Below are 17934 nucleotides of genomic sequence, written 5' to 3'. Positions count from 1 at the left end.
TTACTTCAGCGCCTTGTAGCGCATGCGCTTCGGGGCGGCGCCCTCCTCGCCCAGGCGCTTCTTCTTGTCGGCCTCGTACTCCTGGTAGTTGCCGTCGAAGAACACCCACTGGCTGTCGCCCTCGGCGGCCAGGATGTGCGTGGCGATGCGGTCGAGGAACCAGCGGTCGTGGCTGATGACGAGCACCGTGCCCGCGTATTCGAGCAGCGCGTCTTCCAGCGCGCGCAGGGTTTCCACGTCCAGGTCGTTCGACGGTTCGTCCAGCAGCAGCACGTTACCGCCCTGGATCAGCGTCTTGGCCAGGTGCAGGCGCCCGCGCTCGCCGCCCGAGAGGTTGCCGACCTTCTTCTGCTGGTCCTGGCCGTTGAAGTTGAAGCGCCCGCAGTAAGCGCGGCTGGCCATCTGGAACTTGCCCACGTTGATGATGTCCAGCCCGCTCGAAACGTCCTCCCACACCGTCTTGTCGTTGGCCAGCGCGTCGCGCGACTGGTCCACGAAGGCCATCTTCACGGTCTGGCCGACGATGACCTGGCCGCTGTCGGGCTGCTCCTTGCCCGCGATGAGCTTGAACAGCGTGGACTTGCCCGCGCCGTTGGGGCCGATGATGCCGACGATGGCGCCAGCGGGGACGTTCATGGACAGGTTGTCGATCAGCACGCGGTCGCCGAAGCTCTTGGTGACGCCGTGGAACTCGATGACCTGCGTGCCCAGGCGGTCGGCCACGGGGATGAAGATCTCCTGCGTCTCGTTGCGGCGCTGGTATTCGTAGTCGGACAGTTCCTCGAAGCGTGCGATGCGCGCCTTGCTCTTGGCCTGGCGGCCCTTGGCGTTCTGGCGCACCCACTCCAGCTCCTTCTTCAGGGCCTTGGCGCGGGCCTCCTCGCCCTTCTGCTCGGCCTCCAGGCGGTTCTGCTTCTGCAGCAGCCACTCGGAGTAGTTGCCCTTGTAGGGAATGCCGTGGCCGCGGTCCAGCTCCAGGATCCACTCGGCGGCGTTGTCGAGGAAGTAGCGGTCGTGGGTGATGGCCACCACGGTGCCGGGGAAGCGGTGCAGGAACTGCTCCAGCCATTCGACGGATTCGGCATCCAGGTGGTTGGTGGGCTCGTCCAGCAGCAGCATATCGGGCTTGGACAGGAGCAGCTTGCACAGCGCCACGCGGCGCTTCTCGCCGCCCGACAGCTTGCCGATCACAGCGTCCCAGGGCGGGAGGCGCAGGGCGTCGGCGGCGATCTCCAGCTGGTGCTCGCTGTCCGTGCCGGCGGCGGCGATGATGGCTTCGAGCTCGCCCTGCTCCTTGGCCAGCGCGTCGAAGTCGGCATCCTCCTCGGCGTAAGCGGCGTAGACCTCTTCGAGGCGGGCGCGGGCGTTGTTCACCTCGGCCATGGCCTCTTCCACCGCCTGGCGCACCGTGTACTCGGGATTGAGCTGGGGCTCCTGCGGCAGGTAGCCGATCGAGAGGCCCGGCATGGGGATGGCCTCGCCCTCGAACTCCTTGTCCACGCCCGCCATGATCTTGAGCAGCGAGGACTTGCCCGAGCCGTTCAGGCCCAGCACGCCGATCTTCGCGCCGGGGAAGAAGGACAGGGAGATGTCTTTCAAGATCTGCCGCTTGGGAGGCACGGTCTTGGTGACACGGTTCATCGAGAAAACGTATTGGGCCATGGATTCTTCAAAAAAATGAGCAAAAGAAGGCGCCCGGAAAACGGCGCGCAAACACGAATTATCGGCGCATGCGACAATAGCGCTCGCCGCGGGCTCCAGTTGCCCGGGGCATCAGCCTAGACAAGCTGGGGACGAAGGAAGCAAATCCGGGCTCCCACCCTCGAAATCATCTGCCGTCAGAACTGGCTCGGCGACCCGTAAAGTCGCCGGCGACAGGCCGATACCCAGCGCCCCGGTTGGGCGCATCCAACTCACATGACATTCGAAGAACTGAAGCTGGCGCCGGCCCTTTTGCAGGCCGTGCAAGAACAGGGTTACCAGAACCCGACCCCCATCCAGGCCCAGGCCATTCCCGCCGTCCTCGCAGGCCATGACCTGCTCGCCGGCGCGCAGACCGGCACCGGCAAGACCGCCGCCTTCACCCTGCCCATGCTGCACCGCCTGGCCCAGGGCCAGGCCCCCACGAGCAGGTTCGGCGGCCGCGGCGTGCGCGCCCTGGTGCTCACCCCCACGCGCGAACTCGCGGCGCAGGTCGAGGAATCCGTGCGCGCCTACGGCAAGCACCTGGACATCAAGTCCACCGTGATCTTCGGCGGCGTGGGCATGAACCCGCAGATCGAGCGCATCAAGCGCGGCGTGGACGTGCTCGTGGCCACGCCCGGGCGCCTGCTGGACCTGCAGCAGCAGGGCTTCATGGACCTGTCCCAGGTCGAGATCCTGGTGCTCGACGAAGCCGACCGCATGCTCGACATGGGCTTCATCCACGACGTGAAGAAGGTGCTGGCGCTGCTGCCCAAGGCCAAGCAAAGCCTGCTGTTCTCGGCCACCTTCAGCGACGAGATCCGCGAACTGGCCGCAGGCCTGCTGAACGACCCGCAAAGCATCCAGGTCACGCCGCGCAACACCACGGTGCAGCGCATCAGCCAGGTCATCCATCCCGTGGGCCGGGGCAAGAAGAAGCAGGTGCTGCTGCACATCATCCAGGAGCACGACTGGAGCCAGGTGCTGGTGTTCACGCGCACCAAGTTCGGCGCCAACAACGTCGCCGAATACCTGACCAAGCACGGCGTGCAGGCCATGGCGCTGCACGGCAACAAGAGCCAGAGCGCCCGCACGCAGGCCCTGGAAGGTTTCAAGAGCGGCCAGATCCGTGCCCTGGTGGCTACGGACATCGCGGCGCGCGGCATCGACATCGACGACCTGCCGCATGTCGTGAACTACGAGATCCCCAACGTGCCCGAGGACTACGTGCACCGCATCGGCCGCACCGGCCGCGCCGGCAAGGAAGGCCAGGCCGTGAGCCTGGTCTGCATGGACGAGGAAGGCTTCATGATGGAGATCGAGCGCTTCACCAAGCAGGAGATCCCCGTGCAGGTCATCGAGGGCTTCGGCCCCGACGAGGGCGAGAAGGCCGAGCCCATCGCCATGGGCCGCCAGACCATCTGGGGCGGCGCCGGCAAGCCGCCGAGCCGCGAAGTCATGCAGGCGGCCGCCAAGGCGGCGCGCCAGGAAATGATGGAGCGCATCCGCACCAACAAGGCAACCCAGGGCACGCCGCGCGGCGGCCGCCAGGGCGGCCAGCAGGGTGAAGGCCAGCGCGCGGCCCAGGGCCAGGGCCAGGGCGGCGCGGCGGGCCGTGGCGGCAGCGCCGGCAACAACGGCGGCCGGCCGGCAGGCCGCGGCCAGCAGCAGTCCCGCAGCGCCGGCGAAGGGCGCCGCGCCGGTGGCAACGGCGGCAACAACGGTGGCAACCGCCGCTTCGACGACAGCCAGCCGCGCAGTGAAAACGCCCACCTGGGCACCCAACTCGCACACGTGAACCTGGGCCCGCGCCACGGCGGCAGCCGCACCAGCCAGCCCGACCCCATGCGCACCAGCGTCGACAGCATGGCCGACCGCGGACGCCGCGGGGGCTTCCGCAGCGGCGGCGGTGGAGGCGGCGGTGGTGGACGCGGCCCGCGCGGCGGCGGCTTCGGCCGCTGACGGCATGGCGCACTGACGACGAGGCCCGGCATTGCCGGGCCTTTTTGCTGGCCGCTGCGCCGGGTAACATCCACCAGCCCAGAGACCCATCCAGCGACCATGATGACGCCCAAAGCACCGCACCACAGCACCGCATGGCAACCTGCCGCCGCCTTCCAGAGCACGAGCGCCCGGGCACTTCGCCAGGGATGGGCACTGGTGGCCGCGGCCGTGCTGTCCGCCTGTTCCAGCACGCCGCTACCGCCCTGGCCCGCCCGGCCGTCCTCTGCGCCGCAGCCCTCCACGGCCGCGCAGGCAAAGCGATCGGTGCCCCCGCCATTGGGAACGGCGCAGCGCGGCGAAGTCGTCACGATCACGCCCATTGCACCGAGCACGCCAGGGTCCCCCGCAGCGGCCCAGAGCCAGTTGCCCTATGGCGAGGCCGTCGCGGCGCGCTTTCCCGATCCATCGGTGCGCTACGAGACTCCGGGCCTGGCCGAGGGACGGCGCGCCTTCACCACGAATGCCGAACTCACGCAATGGCTACGCGACCTGGCGGCGGCGCAGCATGGCGCCACGCGCATGCAGATGCTGGACCTGGGCCTGTCCCAGCGCGGCACGCCCATCCATGCCCTGGTGCTCACGCGCGCCGCGGGCACGGATGCGGCGGCCCTGGAGGCCAGCCGCCGCCCCGCGGTGCTGCTGGTCGGCCAGCAGCACGGCGACGAGCCCGCGGGCAGCGAAGCCCTGCTGGCCGTGGCCCGGGAACTCGCGCAGGGGCTGCTCGAACCCATGCTCGACCGCATCAACGTGATCATCGTGCCACGCGCCAACCCTGACGGCGCCGACGCCGGCACGCGCGTCACGGCAAGCGGCGCCGACATGAACCGCGACCACCTGCTGCTGCAAACGCCCGAGGCCCAGGCGCTGGCCAGGCTGGTGCGCAACTACCGCCCCATGGCCATCATCGACGCGCACGAATACACGGTCGCCGGGCGCTTTCTGGAGAAGTTCCACGCCATCCAGCGCTACGACGTGCTGCTGCAGCACGCGACCACGGCCAACCTGCCCGAGTTCATGACCAAGGCGGCCCTGGAGTGGTACCGCGCCCCCATGGTGAAGGCGCTGGGCGCCGAGAACCTGACCCAGGAGTGGTACTACACCACCTCCACCCGCCCCGACGACCTGCGCATCTCCATGGGCGGCACCCAGCCCGACACGGGGCGCAACGTCAACGGCCTGAAGAATGCCGTCAGCGTGCTGCTGGAGACTCGCGGCGTGGGCATTGGCCGCACCCACATCCAGCGCCGCGTGCACTCGCACGTCACCGCCATCACCAGCGCGCTGCGCAGCACGGTGGAGCGCGCCAACGACCTGGAGCAGGTGCGCTCCTACGAGGCGCGCGACATCTCCGCCCAGGCCTGCCGCGGCGACATCGTGGTGGAGGCCGGCCCTACGCCGACCCAGCACGAACTGGTCATGCTCGACCCCGACACCGGCGCCGACCGCACGCTGCGCGTGGACTGGAACTCATCGCTGAAACTGACCACGCTGAAGAAACGCCCGCGCCCCTGCGGCTACTGGCTCGCGGGCGGCGCGAGCGAGGCGGTGGAACGCCTCAAGCTGCTGGGCCTGCAGGTCATGCGCGTGGCCGAGCCGGGTTCCATACTGGCCGACACCTACCAGGAAACCGGCCGCACGACCGCACAGCGGCAGGACGTGCGCGGCACCGTCGCCGGCGGCCAGGCCATCATCCGCGTGCAGGTCACACCCACGCGCAGCGCCATCGATGTGCCCGCCGAGAGCTACTACGTGCCGCTGAACCAGCCCCTGGCCAACCTGGCCGTGGCGGCGCTGGAGCCCGACACGCAGAACAGCTACTTCGCCAACCACCTCATCGCCAACCTGGGCGACACCGCGCGCGTCATGGCACCGCCGTCCCTGGTGTTCGAGGATACGGACTGACGAAGGCCGCCCACGAGGAGCGAATCGGCAGCCGGCACCCAGGTATGATTCGGCTCCTTCGTCCGCGCCATGCCATTGGCATCGGCCGCGGCAGGCCTCACCAGCTGCCCGTAGCTCAACCGGATAGAGCAATTGCCTTCTAAGCAATAGGTCGGGGGTTCGAGTCCCTCCGGGCAGGCCAGTATTCCTCCTATGAAACCCCGCCGCGCGGTATCGCTCCAGGGGAGAATCGGGGGAAGAATTCCGCAACCGACAGCTGTTACGGCACCCATCTCTCGCTGCCCCTCTCTGCCAATGCATCCTCCACGGCCTTGTTCAGCAGGTACATGCTCTGCTCGATTTCCGCGTTGATAGCCTTGACCTGTTCGCGCTTGTGCGGATTGCTGCCGGCCTGGATCCTTGGCCCGCGCATGGCCAGGCGTGATGTCGCCTTCCCCGCGCTTCGGGCGCTCGATGAAGCGGCCCGTCCGTCCAGTCCTTGTTGGTCGCCACGGCCACCACGGGGTCGAACGGCCTTGGCGTCACCATCTGCATCAGGTTGTCGGCGCCGTCCAGCGGATTGCAGGCGTTCAAGGTGATCAGGAACACGTGGAGGTGCCTCATCGGGGCCAGCGCAAGCTGGCCTGGCTGGTCAAGGCAAACCGTTCGGATTTCCGTGAGGATGGTGCAGCGACTGCAAGCCGAAGCCAGGGGCCAGGATCTGGCTCCTGGCCCGTGGGAAGGCTTCGGTCATTCGCTGGAGCGCGCTTACTTCACCCTGATGTTCGCCGCCTCGATAAGCCTCCCGAAGCGCACGTATTCGCTGCGCAGCGAGCTCATCGTGGTTTCGCCGTCCACGAACTTGACCTGCACGCCGAGATTGGCGAACTGCTTCTTGACGTCGGCGTCGGCCATCACACGCTGCAGGGTGGCCGCGAGCTTCCCCTGAATGGGCGCAGGCGTGGCCGCGGGCACGAACACGCCGATCCATGCGATCACCTCGGCGTTCGGGTAGCCCGCTTCCACCACCGTCTGCACGTCGGGCAGATCGGGCATGCGCGCGGCTGACGTCACCGCCAGGGCGCGCACTTGCCCCTGCTTCACGCGCTGCACCGCGCCGATGGCCGTGTCAAAGCCGAAGGTCACTTCCCCCGCCAGCACGGCTTGCACACAGAGAGCGCCGCTCTTGTACGGGATTTCGGTGATGCTGCCGGCACCGGACGCGACCTTGATCGCCTCGCCCGACAGTTGTGCAGTGCTGCCGATGCCGAACGAAGCGTAGTTGACGTTCGTCCCCGTCTTCGCCGCATGCACCACGTCGGCAAGCGTCTTGTAGGGCGAGTCCGGCCGCACAAGGATCAGGTTCGGGAACGACGCCAGCGTGCCGATCGCCGCGAAGCTGCGGATCGGGTCATAAGGGACCTTGTCCATGACCTGCGGACTGATCGTGAAGGCCGCGTTCGACCCCATGAACAGCGTGTGGCCGTCCGGTTCGGCCCGCGCCACGGCGTCGGCACCGACGACCGTTCCTGCCCCGGGGCGGTTGTCCACCACCACGGACTTGCCCAGGATCGCCTGGAGCTTGGGGCTCAGCACGCGGGCCATGGCGTCGATGGTGCCGCCGGCGGCATACGGCACGACGACCTTGATAGGCTTGCTTGGAAAATCGGCGCTGGCCAATGCGGGGGCGCCGGCGGCGGTCAGGGTGGCGATCGAGATCGCCGTCAGCAATTTCTGGACGAATGACATGAGGCTTCCTTTACGTGGAATGTGATCGGTGGCTCAGAACAGCTCGCCGTTGCGGGCCTTGTCCTTGAGAAGCTGCGGCGGCGCAAAGCGCTCGCCATACTGCGAGGCAAGCGTCTGGGCCCGCAGCACGGCCCGATCCAGCCCGTACTGGTTCAGGAACTGGAAGACGCCGCCGGTCCAGCGCGGGAACCCGATGCCGAGCGCCGAGCCGATATTGCCGTCGCCGGCAGCGTCGAGCACGCCTTCCTGCAGGATGCGTACAGACTCCATCGCCATGCAGAACAGCAACCGGTCTTTCTTGTCTTCCTGCGGGATCTGCTCGTTGGGTTGCACGAAATGCTGCGCGAGCCCAGGCCAGAGCACCTTGCCGCCGCCTGCAGGGTAGTCGTAGAAGCCACCGCCGCCAGCACGGCCCTTGCGGCCGAACTCGTCGAGCATGCGCTCCATGACCGCGTCGGCGGGATGCGCCGGCAGCGGACGCCCCTCGGCGGCGTGGGCCTTAAGCGTTTCGAGGCGGTTGTTGTACGACAGGGAGAGACTGACTTCGTCGAGCACCGCCAGCGGACCGACCGGGAAGCCGGCAAACATCGCAGCGGCCTCGATCGTTGCCGGGTCCTGGCCTTCGCCGAGCATCGCCACGCCTTCGCGCGTGAAGGTGCTGAACACGCGGCTGGTGAAGAAGCCCCGGCTGTCGTTGACGACGATTGGCGTCTTGCCCAGTTGCATCACCAGGTCCAGCGTATGCGCCAGCGTTTCCTGCGACGTCTCCGCGCCCTTGATCACCTCGACCAGCTGCATGCGGTGCACCGGCGAGAAGAAGTGCGTGCCGATGAAGCGTTCCGGCCGCGTGGAGGCCTTTGCCAGCCCGGTGATGGGTAGGGTCGACGTGTTGGACGCCCAGATCGCTTCGGGGCGCAGCAGCGGCTCCAGTGCGCGCGTGATCTCTTCCTTGAGTGCAGGCTTCTCGGGCACCGCCTCGATCACCATGTCCACGTGCGCCAGCTCTTCGTAGCTGCCAACGGCATGCATCCGGGACAGGATCTGCTGGCGGCGCGCCGCATCGATCTCGCCCTTTTCTTCGCGCCGGGCCAGCAGCTTGTCGGCCGCGTCGATACCGCCCTGGGCCTGCTCCAGCGTCGAGTCCTTGATCCAGACTTCGATGCCGCGCATGGCGGCAGCGTAGGCGATGCCGTTGCCCATCATGCCGGCACCCAGCACAGCCAGGGTCTGGATGCTGCGCTTGGCGAAGCCCTCGGGACGCTGTGCGCCGCCCTTGATCTCGTTGGCGCGGAACCAGAAGGTGCCGATGATGTTTTTCGACACCGCACCGGTCACCAGGCCGACGAAGTAGCGCGTCTCGATCCGGCAGGCCGTGTCGAAGTCGACCTGCATGCCTTCGACACTGGCGCAGACGATCGCCTCGGGTGCGGGGTAGTTTCCACATGTCTTGGCGCGCACATGGGCTGCGGCTGTGGAGATCCACTGCTTGACCTTAGGAGCGTCGTTGCCCCCACCAGGGGGAACGAAGCCGGGCACGTCCCAGGGTTGCGTGGCCTGCGGATGCTCTGCGATCCAGGCGCGCGCCAGGGCCAGCAGTTCTTCGGGCGTGGCCGCCAGCGCGTGCACCAGGCCGGCCTGCTTCGCTTCGGCGGGCGTCATCAGCCGGCTGTCCTGCAGGTAGGGCTGCGCAGCCGCCAGGCCCAGCAGGCGCGTCATGCGCACCACGCCGCCGGCGCCGGGCATCAGGCCCAGCGTGGCCTCGGGCAGGCCGAACTGCACCTTGGCCTTGTCCAGCGCGATGCGGTGGTGGCAGGCCAGCGCGATCTCGAAACCGCCCCCCAGGGCCGTACCGTTGAGCGCGGCGACGACGGGCCTGCCCAGCGTTTCCAGGCGACGCAGCGTGCGCTTGCCGCGTTCGGTGGCATCGAACAGGGTCTGCGCGTCGGCGGCCTGCATCTTGTACAGGCGGTTCAGGTCGCCGCCGGCGAAGAACGTGTCCTTGGCCGAGGTGAGGATCACCCCGGTGAGCGCGTCCTTCTCAGACTCCAGGCGGTCCACGCACCGCGCGAAGCACTCGCGCATGGCGTCGCTCATGGTGTTGACGCTTTGCTCGGGCGCATCGAAGGTGAGAGTGACGATGCCGTCGGCACCGGTTTCGTAGCGAATGGGTTCTTGCATGGCGATGGGCTTTCTGCTTTTCAAAGACGTTCGATCACGGTGGCGATGCCCATGCCGCCGGCCACGCACAAGGTGGCCACGCCGTAGCGCAACTGGCGGCGCTCGAGCTCATCGAGCAGGGTGCCGAGGATGATTCCGCCGGTGGCGCCGATGGGGTGGCCCAGGGCGATTGCGCCACCGTTGACGTTGATCTTCTCCATCGGCACCTTCAACTCGCGGGCGAAGTGCATCGGCACGATGGCGAAGGCCTCGTTCACCTCGAACAGGTCGATCTGCTCCACAGTGAGGCCAGCGTGCGCCAGCGCCTTTTGCGTGGCGGGCGCCGGGCCGGTGAGCATCAGCGTGGCGTCGACCGTGGAGAGGCCCGTGCCCAGGATGCGGGCACGCGGGCGCAGTTTGAGCTCCTTGCCAATCTTCTCGCTGCCCACCAGCACCAGCGAGGCGCCGTCGACGATCCCCGACGAGTTGCCCGCGGTATGGACCGCGGCGATGCGCTCAAGCTGCGGATAGCGCTGGCGCGCCACCACCGCGTTGGCCGCTGCCGAGGGACCACCGAAGGCAGGCTTGAGCGAGGCCAGCGAGGCGGCGGTGGTGTCGGGCCGGACGTATTCGTCGTGGTCGAGCACGACTAGGCCGTTTGCGTCGCGCACCGGCACGATCGAGTGGCCGAAATGGCCCGCCTGTCTTGCTTTTGCGGCGAGCTGCTGCGACCGCAACGCGTAGGCGTCAAGCGCCTCGCGCGAGACTCCGTCGAGCGCCGCGATGATGTCGGCGCTGTAGCCCTGGGGCACGTAGCCGATTTTCAGGCTGGTGGCCGGGTCGTAGATCCAGGCGCCGCCGGCGGCGCCCAGCCCGATGCGCGACATCGACTCGCAGCCGCCCGCGGCGACCAGGTCGTTCCAGCCGGAGCGCACCTTCTCCGCGGCGATGTTCACTGCCTCCAGGCCGGCGCCGCAGAAGCGCTGCAGAGCCATGCCCGGCACGTCCGGCCAGCCGCCCGCAAGTGCCGCGATGCGGGGCAGGTTGGAGCCCTGGTCGCCGAGCGCCGAGCTGATGCCCATGACCAGGTCGTCCACCCGCGTCGGGTCGAGTTGATTGCGCTGGCGCAGGGCATCAAGAAGCGTCACGATCAAATCGATGGGCTTCGTCTCATAAAGTGCCCCGGCGCCGGGCTTACCCCTGCCCCTCGGCGTACGCACCGTATCGAAAATATATGCATCAGTCATTCAATCTCCTTGAAATTGGAAAAATTGTCTCGAAAACACTTGATCCAGTCAACACAATCCACCATAATTTCTTCGAACGACCTTAAAAATGAACATTAAGTCTCAATTAATTGATGATTTGGCACAACCTGATGCCGCAAAGGCAGGCGGCAGCGCCCTGGCGCGTGGCATCGGCATCCTCCAGGCGTTCAGCGGCGAGAGACCGGCGCTAAGCGCACGCGAATTGATGGACATCACCGGCCTGCCAAAGCCCACGCTGTTCCGCCTGGTGACCACGCTGTGCGAGGCCGGGCTGCTGCTCCACAAGGAGAACGACGGCCGCTTCATGCCCGCGCCGGGGCTGGCCCGGCTCGCGGCACCCATGCTGGCTCGCATCCACATCCGGCAGTTGGCCTTCGGCCCGATGCAGGCGCTGGCCGATCGGGTCTGCGCGCAGGTCTCGCTCGGCCTGGGCATGGGCATGGACCTGGTGTTCATCGAGCTCGCGCAGTCGAAGGACTACGTCGCCGTGCGGCCCGCAATGGGGAGCCATATCTCGCTGTCGCGCACGGCGTCAGGCCGGGCTTACCTGGCGGCGCTACCGCAGGAGCAATGCGACAACTACCTGAACCGGCTGAAAGCCGCCAACCCTGAGCACGCCGCATGGCTTGCCGAGCGTCTGCAGGAGGCCCGCAAGGACCTGGCCGAACGGGGCTTCTGCGTGAACTACGGTGACCTGCAACGCCAACTCGAAGCTGTGGCCGTGCCGCTGCGCGCGGCACGCGGCAGCGATGAGATCTATGTGTTCGCCTGCACCGTTCCGAGCTTCGAACTCCAGCCCGGCCAGCTCATGAACGAAGTGGGCCCGCGCCTGGTGACGCTGGCCCGCAGCATCGAAGCCACGCTTGGCGCGCCGCAAGCGCATAACGCATCCAACTTTTGACCCCTCCACCACTCGCCGACCGCCTCCTCACATGAACTTCGACCTTTCTCCCGAACAGCAAGCCCTGTGCGACGCCGTCGCGCGCATCTGCGAACGTTTCGACGAAGAGTACTGGCTCAAAAAAGATCAGGAGGGCGGCTTCCCCTTCGAACTGCACCAGGCCCTGGCCGAGTCCGGCTGGCTGGGCATCTGCATCCCCGAGGAATATGGCGGATCGGGCCTGGGCATCACCGAGGCCGCGCTGATGATGCAGACCATCAGCGCATCGGGCGCGGGCATGTCGGGCGCGTCGGCCGTGCACATGAACATCTTCGGCCTGGAACCCGTGGTGCTCTTCGCCGATGACGAACAGAAGCGCCGCATGCTGCCGCCGCTGGTGGCAGGCAAGGAGAAGGCCTGCTTCGCCGTGACCGAGCCGGACGCGGGCCTGAACACCACGCGCCTGAAAACGCAGGCCGTACGCCAGGGCGACCATTACGTGGTCAGCGGCTCCAAGGTTTTCATCTCCACGGCGCAGGTCGCCGAGAAGATGCTCATCCTGACCCGCACCACGCCGCTCGACCAGGTGAAGAAGCCGACCGACGGCCTGAGCCTGTTCTACACGGACATCGACCGCCGCTTCGTCGAAGCGCACGTGATCGACAAGATGGGGCGCAAGGCGGTGGACACGAACCAGCTGTTCATCGATGGCCTGAAGGTGCCGGTGGAAGACCGCATCGGCGAGGAAGGCAAGGGTTTTAACTACATCCTGCACGGCATGAACCCCGAGCGCATCCTGATCGCCTCGGAGGCCATCGGACTGGGCAAGGCGGCGCTGCGGCGCGCCACGCAGTACGCCAACGAGCGCGTGGTGTTCGACCGCCCCATCGGCAAGAACCAGGCAATCCAGCACCCGCTGGCCGAGCGCTGGATGCACCTGGAGGCGGCTCACCTGATGATGCTCAAAGCCGCCAGCCTGTTCGACCGCGGCCTGCCCTGCGGCGCCGAGGCCAACAGCGCCAAGTTCCTGGGCGCCGAGGCCGGCTACCAGGCCTGCCTGCAGGCGGTGATGACCCATGGCGGCTATGGCTATGCCAAGGAATACCACGTCGAGCGCTATCTGCGTGAAAGCCTGATCCCGCGCCTCGCGCCCATCAGCCCGCAGCTGATTCTCTGCTTCATCGCCGAGAAGGTGCTGGGGCTGCCCAAGTCCTACTGATCACAAGAGAAGACCGGAGACGTCATGGAGATAAACCCCGACGCCATCGACCGCCTCGCCCACTGGGGGCGCATCTGCCCTGACAAGATCGCCGTGCGCCTTGTCAATGGCGACGCCGTCACGAGCCTTGCCTACCGCGAGCTCGACGCGCGAGCGAACGTGATGGCGCAATGGCTGATCGAGACGGGACTGCAGCAGGGCGATGGCATCGCGCTGCTGATGGAGAACCACCCGGACATCTTTGCGCTTGCGTGGGGCGCGCGCCGCGCCGGCCTGTACTACACGCCGGTGAGCACGCACCTGAACCCCGCCGAGGTGAGCTACATCCTGCAGGACTGCGACGCACGGCTCCTCGTGGCGACGCGCAAGACGGCGCCGCTGGTGCCACGCGACAGCACCTGGAGCGGCGACTGCTACCTGCTCGACGGCAGCGCCGAGGGCTTCGAGGCACTCGCCCCTGTGCTGGCCAACTATGCTCCCGGCGCCGCGCTGCCCGAGCGCATGGTGGGGCGCGACTTCCTGTATTCGTCCGGCACGACCGGCAGGCCCAAGGGCATCAAGCGGCCGCTGACCCCTTACGCAGACCGCTTGAAGGATTCCTACGACGCCGTGCTGTGGCGGGAGGTCCTCGGCCTTGGCCACGACAGCATCTATCTCACCATGGCACCGCTGTATCACGCCGCGCCGATCCGCAGCGCGATGCGCAACATCGACTGGGGCGGCAGCACGGTCGTCGCGAGCCGCTTCGACGCCGAGCAGGCACTACGCCTGATCGCCGAGTACCGGGTGACGGTCAGCCAGTGGGTGCCGACCATGATGGTGCGCATGCTCGCGTTGCCCGAGGCAGTGCGCCAGGCCGCCGACCTGAGCAGCATGCGCTCGGCCATCCATGCAGCCGCGCCCTGCCCGCCCGACGTGAAGCGCCGCATGATCGAATGGTGGGGCCCGGTCTGGGTCGAGTACTACGGCGGTTCGGAAGGCATCGGGATCACTGCCATCGACAGCCACGAATGGCTGCGCAAGCCCGGCTCCGTCGGGCGGACGAAACTGGGCACGGTCCACATCAAGGACGACGAAGGGCACGATCTGCCGGCCGGACAGCAGGGCCGCATCTGGTTCTCGGGCTGTCCGCGCTTTGCTTATCACAACGATCCAGCGAAGACCGCGGCCGCCTACGATGCGCAGGGCTGCGCGACCTTCGGCGACATCGGCCACGTGAACGAGGACGGCTATCTCTTCATCTCGGGCCGGCGTACCGACCTGATCCTTTCGGGCGGGGTGAACATCTATCCGCAAGAGATCGAGAACCTGCTCGCCACCTACCCGGGCGTGGCGGACGTGGCGGTTATCGGCGTGCCGCACCCCGAGTTCGGCGAAGAGGTGAAGGCCGTCGTCGAGCTCAGAGACCCGGCGCAAGCGGGCCCCGCGCTCGCCGAGGCGCTGATCGCCCACTGCCGACAGCACATTGCGCACCTGAAGTGCCCGCGCAGCGTGGACTTCGTGCCTACCTTGCCCCGGCTGGAGAACGGCAAGCTCTACAAGCGCTTGCTGATGGACCAGTACGCCAAGGCCGCTGAGTCCGGGCGCTGAGCCTCGCCCCCACTACCCATCCCCCTTTTTCCAGGAAACCTCACCATGCGTACCGCACTTCGTGAAGACCACGAGCAGTTCCGCGACCAAGTTCGCAAGTTTGCTCAGCGCGAGATCGCGCCCCACCACCACGAATGGGAGAAAGCCGGGAGCGTGCCGCGCGAGACCTGGCTCAAGGCCGGCCGCGAGGGCCTGCTGCTGCCGGCCATTCCCGAAGAGTACGGCGGCGGCGGCGGCGACTTCGGCCACTCCATCGTGGTGATCGAGGAATTGATGCGCGTGCTCGCCTCTGGCCCCGGCTTCCCGCTGCACTCCGACATCGTGGCTCCCTACATGCTGGCCTACGGCACCGAGGCGCAGAAGCAGGCCTGGCTGCCGCCGATGGCGCGCGGCGAGAAGATCGGCGCAATTGCCATGACCGAGCCCGGCATCGGCAGCGACCTGAAGGCCCTGCGCACCACCGCGCGCCGCGACGGCGAGCACTACGTGATCGACGGCGCCAAGACCTTCATCACCAACGGCGCGAACTCCGACCTCGTGATCGTCGCCTGCAAGACCGATGCCGCGGCCGGCACGCGGGGCATCAGCCTGATCGTGGTCGAAGCCGGAACGCCCGGCTTCACCAAGGGGCCGCTGCTGGAAAAGATCGGCCTCAAGGCACAGGACACCTGCGAGCTTTTCTTCGACAGCGTGCGCGTACCCGTAGCCAACCTGCTGGGAGAGGAAGGCAAGGGCTTCGGCTACCTGATGCACCAGCTGGCACAGGAGCGCCTGATGGTCTCGGTGCGCAGCCCCGCCGTGATGGAAGCCATGCTCGAAGAAACCATCACGTACACCAAGAGCCGCAAGGCCTTTGGCGTGCCCATCTTCGAGCATCAGAACACCCGCTTCAAGCTGGCCGAGATCAAGGCCAAGACCACGGCCTGCCGCGTCTTCATCGACCATTGCATCGCGCTGCATTTCGAGAAGAAGCTCACCGGCGAGATGGCCGCCATGGCCAAGCTCTACGCCACCGAGATGCAGGGCCAGGTCGTCGACGAACTGCTGCAGTTGTATGGCGGCTATGGCTTCATGCGCGAGTACCCGATCGCACGTGCCTTCGTCGACAGCCGTGTGCAGCGCATCTACGGCGGCACGTCGGAGATCATGAAAGAGATCATCTCCCGGGGGTTGTGATGCGCCTCATCGACATCTCCTCCTCCCATGGTGCGATGGCTCTGATGCCGCGGGTCACCGTGACCGAAGCGGGGGACTCGGAGGGCGAGATCGCTGCGTGCCTGGCCGGCGAGGTCGTAAGGGAACAGCAGGGCCTCCCTGTTGCTGGCAAGCATGAAGAGAACGGTCACAAGACCGGATGGCAACACTGAATTTTTTTGGATAGGAGATCCGTATGAAGCTTGAAAACATGTCTGCCGTGGTGACCGGGGGCGCTTCGGGCCTGGGGCTGGCCACGGCCCGCCGCCTGGCCGAGCGGGGCCTCGGCGTGGTTATCGCCGACCTGTCGGCGGAGCGCGGCGCCGCCGCCATGGAGGTGCTGAGCGGCAAGGCCAGGTTCGTGCAGGCAGACGTCTGCGACCCCGAGCAGATGGGCCGCGTCTTCGACACGGCCGAATCGCTCGGTACCCTGCGCGCGCTGGTCCATTGCGCGGGCCTGGGCGGCACCGTGCGGCTGGTCGAAAGAGATGGGACGCCGGGCTCGCTGGAGAAGTACGAATCGATCGTGCGCATCAACCTGATCGGCACCTTCAACGTGCTGCGCTTGGCGGCGGCACGCATGGCCAGGAACGAACCCGTCGACGGCGAGCGCGGCGCCTGCGTGCTGACCGCCTCGGTGGCGGCCTTCGAAGGCCAGATCGGCCAGATCCCCTATGCCTCGGCCAAGGCCGGCGTGGTGGGCATGACGATCGTCGCCGCGCGCGACCTGGCCCGACATCTGATTCGCGTGAACACCATCGCACCGGGCGTGTTCGACACCCCCATCCTGGACCGTTTTTCGCCAGAACAGAAAGCCGCTCTCTATGCCAATGTGCCGCACCCGGCACGCCTGGGCCGGCCCGACGAGTTCGCCTTGACGGCCCTCCACATGCTCGAGAACGCCATGATCAACGGCGAAACCATTCGCGTTGACGGCGCCATCCGGATGTCGGCGCGCTGAAGGCCGCGACCTCGTCGAGACCACCGGTTAAGACGACCACCCAAAAAAATTCATGCGTTGGCCCCCGGCAGGGGCCACGCGAAGGAGACGATCATGCATTTCAATCATTTCAATCTGTTTGGCACATGGATCAAGGCGGCGCTTGCATTGCTGCTGGCAGGCTTGTTCCCGCTTTCGCATGCGAATTCGAGCTGGCCGGAGCGACCGATCACCATCATCGTTCCGGGCGCGCCGGGGGGCACCATCGACACTCCCGCCCGCTTGGTGGCGCAGAAGCTCACCGGTCTACTGGGCCAGCCGGTTATCGTCGAGAACCGCCCGGGCAGCGGCGGCATCCTTGGCGCCCAGGCCCTGCTCCGCGCGCCAGCCGACGGCTACACCCTGCTCATGGGCAACACCGGTTCGCACGCCATCAACTACAGCGCCTACAAGCAACTGCCTTATCGCCCGACGGACTTCGTTGCGATCACCGACATGATCGTGTTCCCGAACGTACTGGTGGTCAACGCACAGTCTTCGATCAAGACGGTGGCGGACCTGGTGGCGCAACTCAAGGAGCGGCCGGGACAGCTCAGCTTCCCCTCCGCGGGCATCGGCCAGACCACCCACCTGAGCGGTGAAATGCTGCGCATGCGCACGGGCACCCAGGCCATTCACGTGCCGTATCGCGGCTCGAGCCCGGCGACCACCTCGCTGCTGGCCGGCGAGACCAACTTCATGTTCGACAACATGTCGCAGGCGCTGCCGCACATCCGCTCGGGCAAATTGCGTGCACTGGCGGTCACCAGCCCCGAGCGCATGAGCAGCCTGCCCGACGTTCCGACCATGGCGCAGGCCGGCGTCGACAACTTCGTGGTGAGCGGCTGGGCCGGATTCTTCGTCGCGGCAAAGACCCCGTCGGCCGTCCTTGCCAAGCTGCAGGCCGCCGTCATCAAGGCCATGCACGACCCAGAAGTGGTAGCCAAGATCACTGACATGGGGAGCCTCCCCGGCGGCCGCCCTCAGGAACAGTTCGCTGCCTTCGTCAATAGCGAGACGCGTCTCTGGGGCGAGATCATCCGCAATTCGAATCTGAGTCTCGACTAGGCACCTAAGGATCGGAAGGACGTTTGCATGGCTGGCAAGTACTACGAGCAACTGGAAGTCGGGGGGATCCATCGGCACGAGATCCGGCGCACCCTCACCGAAATGGACAACGTCTTGTACTCGGCGCTGACGCACAACCCGGCAGCGCTCCACATCGATGAGGAGTACTGCCGCAAGCACACCGAGTTTGGCCAACGGATCGTGAACAGCACCTTCACGATCGGGCTCGTCTTCGATACCGGTTCTTTCGCGAGTGTTTAGC

Annotated in this window: 15 protein-coding genes and 1 tRNA gene; 11 read left to right on the top strand and 5 right to left on the bottom strand. The window is 66.8% G+C overall.

Annotated features, from left to right (window positions below; translation table 11 throughout):
- Positions 1-1662 carry an energy-dependent translational throttle protein EttA gene (gene ettA, locus ACX12L_RS00870; protein WP_459260870.1) on the bottom strand — a complete coding sequence of 554 codons (1662 nt, stop codon included), beginning with the start codon at positions 1660-1662 and terminating at the stop codon, positions 1-3.
- Between the two features lie 255 nt (positions 1663-1917).
- On the opposite strand from ettA, the gene ACX12L_RS00865 reads away from it, so the two are divergent.
- The 3 genes from ACX12L_RS00865 to ACX12L_RS00855 all read left to right on the top strand — a co-directional run bounded on the left by ACX12L_RS00865 (position 1918) and on the right by ACX12L_RS00855 (position 5770).
- Positions 1918-3645, top strand: a complete 1728-nt coding sequence (locus ACX12L_RS00865) for a DEAD/DEAH box helicase (RefSeq protein WP_459260869.1) — start codon at positions 1918-1920, stop codon at positions 3643-3645.
- 99 nt (positions 3646-3744) lie between these two features.
- Complete coding sequence (locus tag ACX12L_RS00860; RefSeq protein WP_459260868.1) at positions 3745-5589, top strand: M14 family metallopeptidase; 1845 nt, start codon at positions 3745-3747, stop codon at positions 5587-5589.
- Between the two features lie 104 nt (positions 5590-5693).
- A tRNA-Arg gene (locus tag ACX12L_RS00855) sits at positions 5694-5770 on the top strand.
- Positions 5771-5848: 78 nt separating this feature from the next.
- Here the strand turns inward: ACX12L_RS00855 and ACX12L_RS00850 are convergent.
- The 4 genes from ACX12L_RS00850 to ACX12L_RS00835 form a co-directional block, all read right to left on the bottom strand.
- On the bottom strand, positions 5849-6001 hold the full coding sequence (locus ACX12L_RS00850; RefSeq protein WP_459260867.1) for a hypothetical protein: 153 nt from the start codon (positions 5999-6001) through the stop codon (positions 5849-5851).
- A gap of 335 nt (positions 6002-6336) precedes the next feature.
- Positions 6337-7317: a Bug family tripartite tricarboxylate transporter substrate binding protein gene (locus ACX12L_RS00845; protein WP_459260866.1), complete on the bottom strand. Its 981-nt coding sequence runs from the start codon at positions 7315-7317 to the stop codon at positions 6337-6339.
- 33 nt (positions 7318-7350) lie between these two features.
- Positions 7351-9495 (bottom strand): 3-hydroxyacyl-CoA dehydrogenase NAD-binding domain-containing protein, encoded by a 2145-nt coding sequence (locus ACX12L_RS00840; RefSeq protein WP_459260865.1) that lies wholly within the window; start codon positions 9493-9495, stop codon positions 7351-7353.
- A 20-nt stretch (positions 9496-9515) separates the two neighbouring features.
- Positions 9516-10721, bottom strand: coding sequence for an acetyl-CoA C-acetyltransferase (locus tag ACX12L_RS00835; protein WP_459260864.1), 1206 nt, complete (start codon positions 10719-10721; stop codon positions 9516-9518).
- Between the two features lie 88 nt (positions 10722-10809).
- Here ACX12L_RS00835 and ACX12L_RS00830 point away from each other — a divergent pair, with 88 nt between their 5' ends.
- From ACX12L_RS00830 to ACX12L_RS00795, 8 genes are all read left to right on the top strand, one after another.
- Positions 10810-11643 (top strand): IclR family transcriptional regulator, encoded by an 834-nt coding sequence (locus tag ACX12L_RS00830; protein WP_459260863.1) that lies wholly within the window; start codon positions 10810-10812, stop codon positions 11641-11643.
- 31 nt (positions 11644-11674) lie between these two features.
- Positions 11675-12841: an acyl-CoA dehydrogenase family protein gene (locus tag ACX12L_RS00825; RefSeq protein WP_459260862.1), complete on the top strand. Its 1167-nt coding sequence runs from the start codon at positions 11675-11677 to the stop codon at positions 12839-12841.
- Between the two features lie 24 nt (positions 12842-12865).
- Entirely contained in the window at positions 12866-14431 is a 1566-nt protein-coding gene (locus ACX12L_RS00820; protein WP_459260861.1) for an AMP-binding protein, read from the top strand.
- A 45-nt stretch (positions 14432-14476) separates the two neighbouring features.
- Positions 14477-15607 carry an acyl-CoA dehydrogenase family protein gene (locus ACX12L_RS00815; RefSeq protein WP_459260860.1) on the top strand — a complete coding sequence of 377 codons (1131 nt, stop codon included), beginning with the start codon at positions 14477-14479 and terminating at the stop codon, positions 15605-15607.
- Positions 15607-15798 (top strand): hypothetical protein, encoded by a 192-nt coding sequence (locus tag ACX12L_RS00810; protein WP_459260859.1) that lies wholly within the window; start codon positions 15607-15609, stop codon positions 15796-15798. The genes ACX12L_RS00815 and ACX12L_RS00810 overlap by 1 nt, the downstream gene beginning before the upstream one ends.
- Positions 15799-15821: 23 nt before the next feature.
- Positions 15822-16586 (top strand): SDR family NAD(P)-dependent oxidoreductase, encoded by a 765-nt coding sequence (locus ACX12L_RS00805; RefSeq protein ID WP_459260858.1) that lies wholly within the window; start codon positions 15822-15824, stop codon positions 16584-16586.
- A gap of 93 nt (positions 16587-16679) precedes the next feature.
- Complete coding sequence (locus tag ACX12L_RS00800; protein WP_459260857.1) at positions 16680-17672, top strand: Bug family tripartite tricarboxylate transporter substrate binding protein; 993 nt, start codon at positions 16680-16682, stop codon at positions 17670-17672.
- A gap of 27 nt (positions 17673-17699) precedes the next feature.
- Complete coding sequence (locus ACX12L_RS00795) at positions 17700-17933, top strand: MaoC/PaaZ C-terminal domain-containing protein (RefSeq protein WP_459260856.1); 234 nt, start codon at positions 17700-17702, stop codon at positions 17931-17933.
- Position 17934: the final 1 nt, after the last annotated feature.

Source organism: Alicycliphilus sp. T452, from assembly GCF_054512775.1.
The sequence above is the reverse complement of the archived record's forward strand: the minus strand, read 5'-3'. Positions and strand labels throughout refer to the sequence as shown.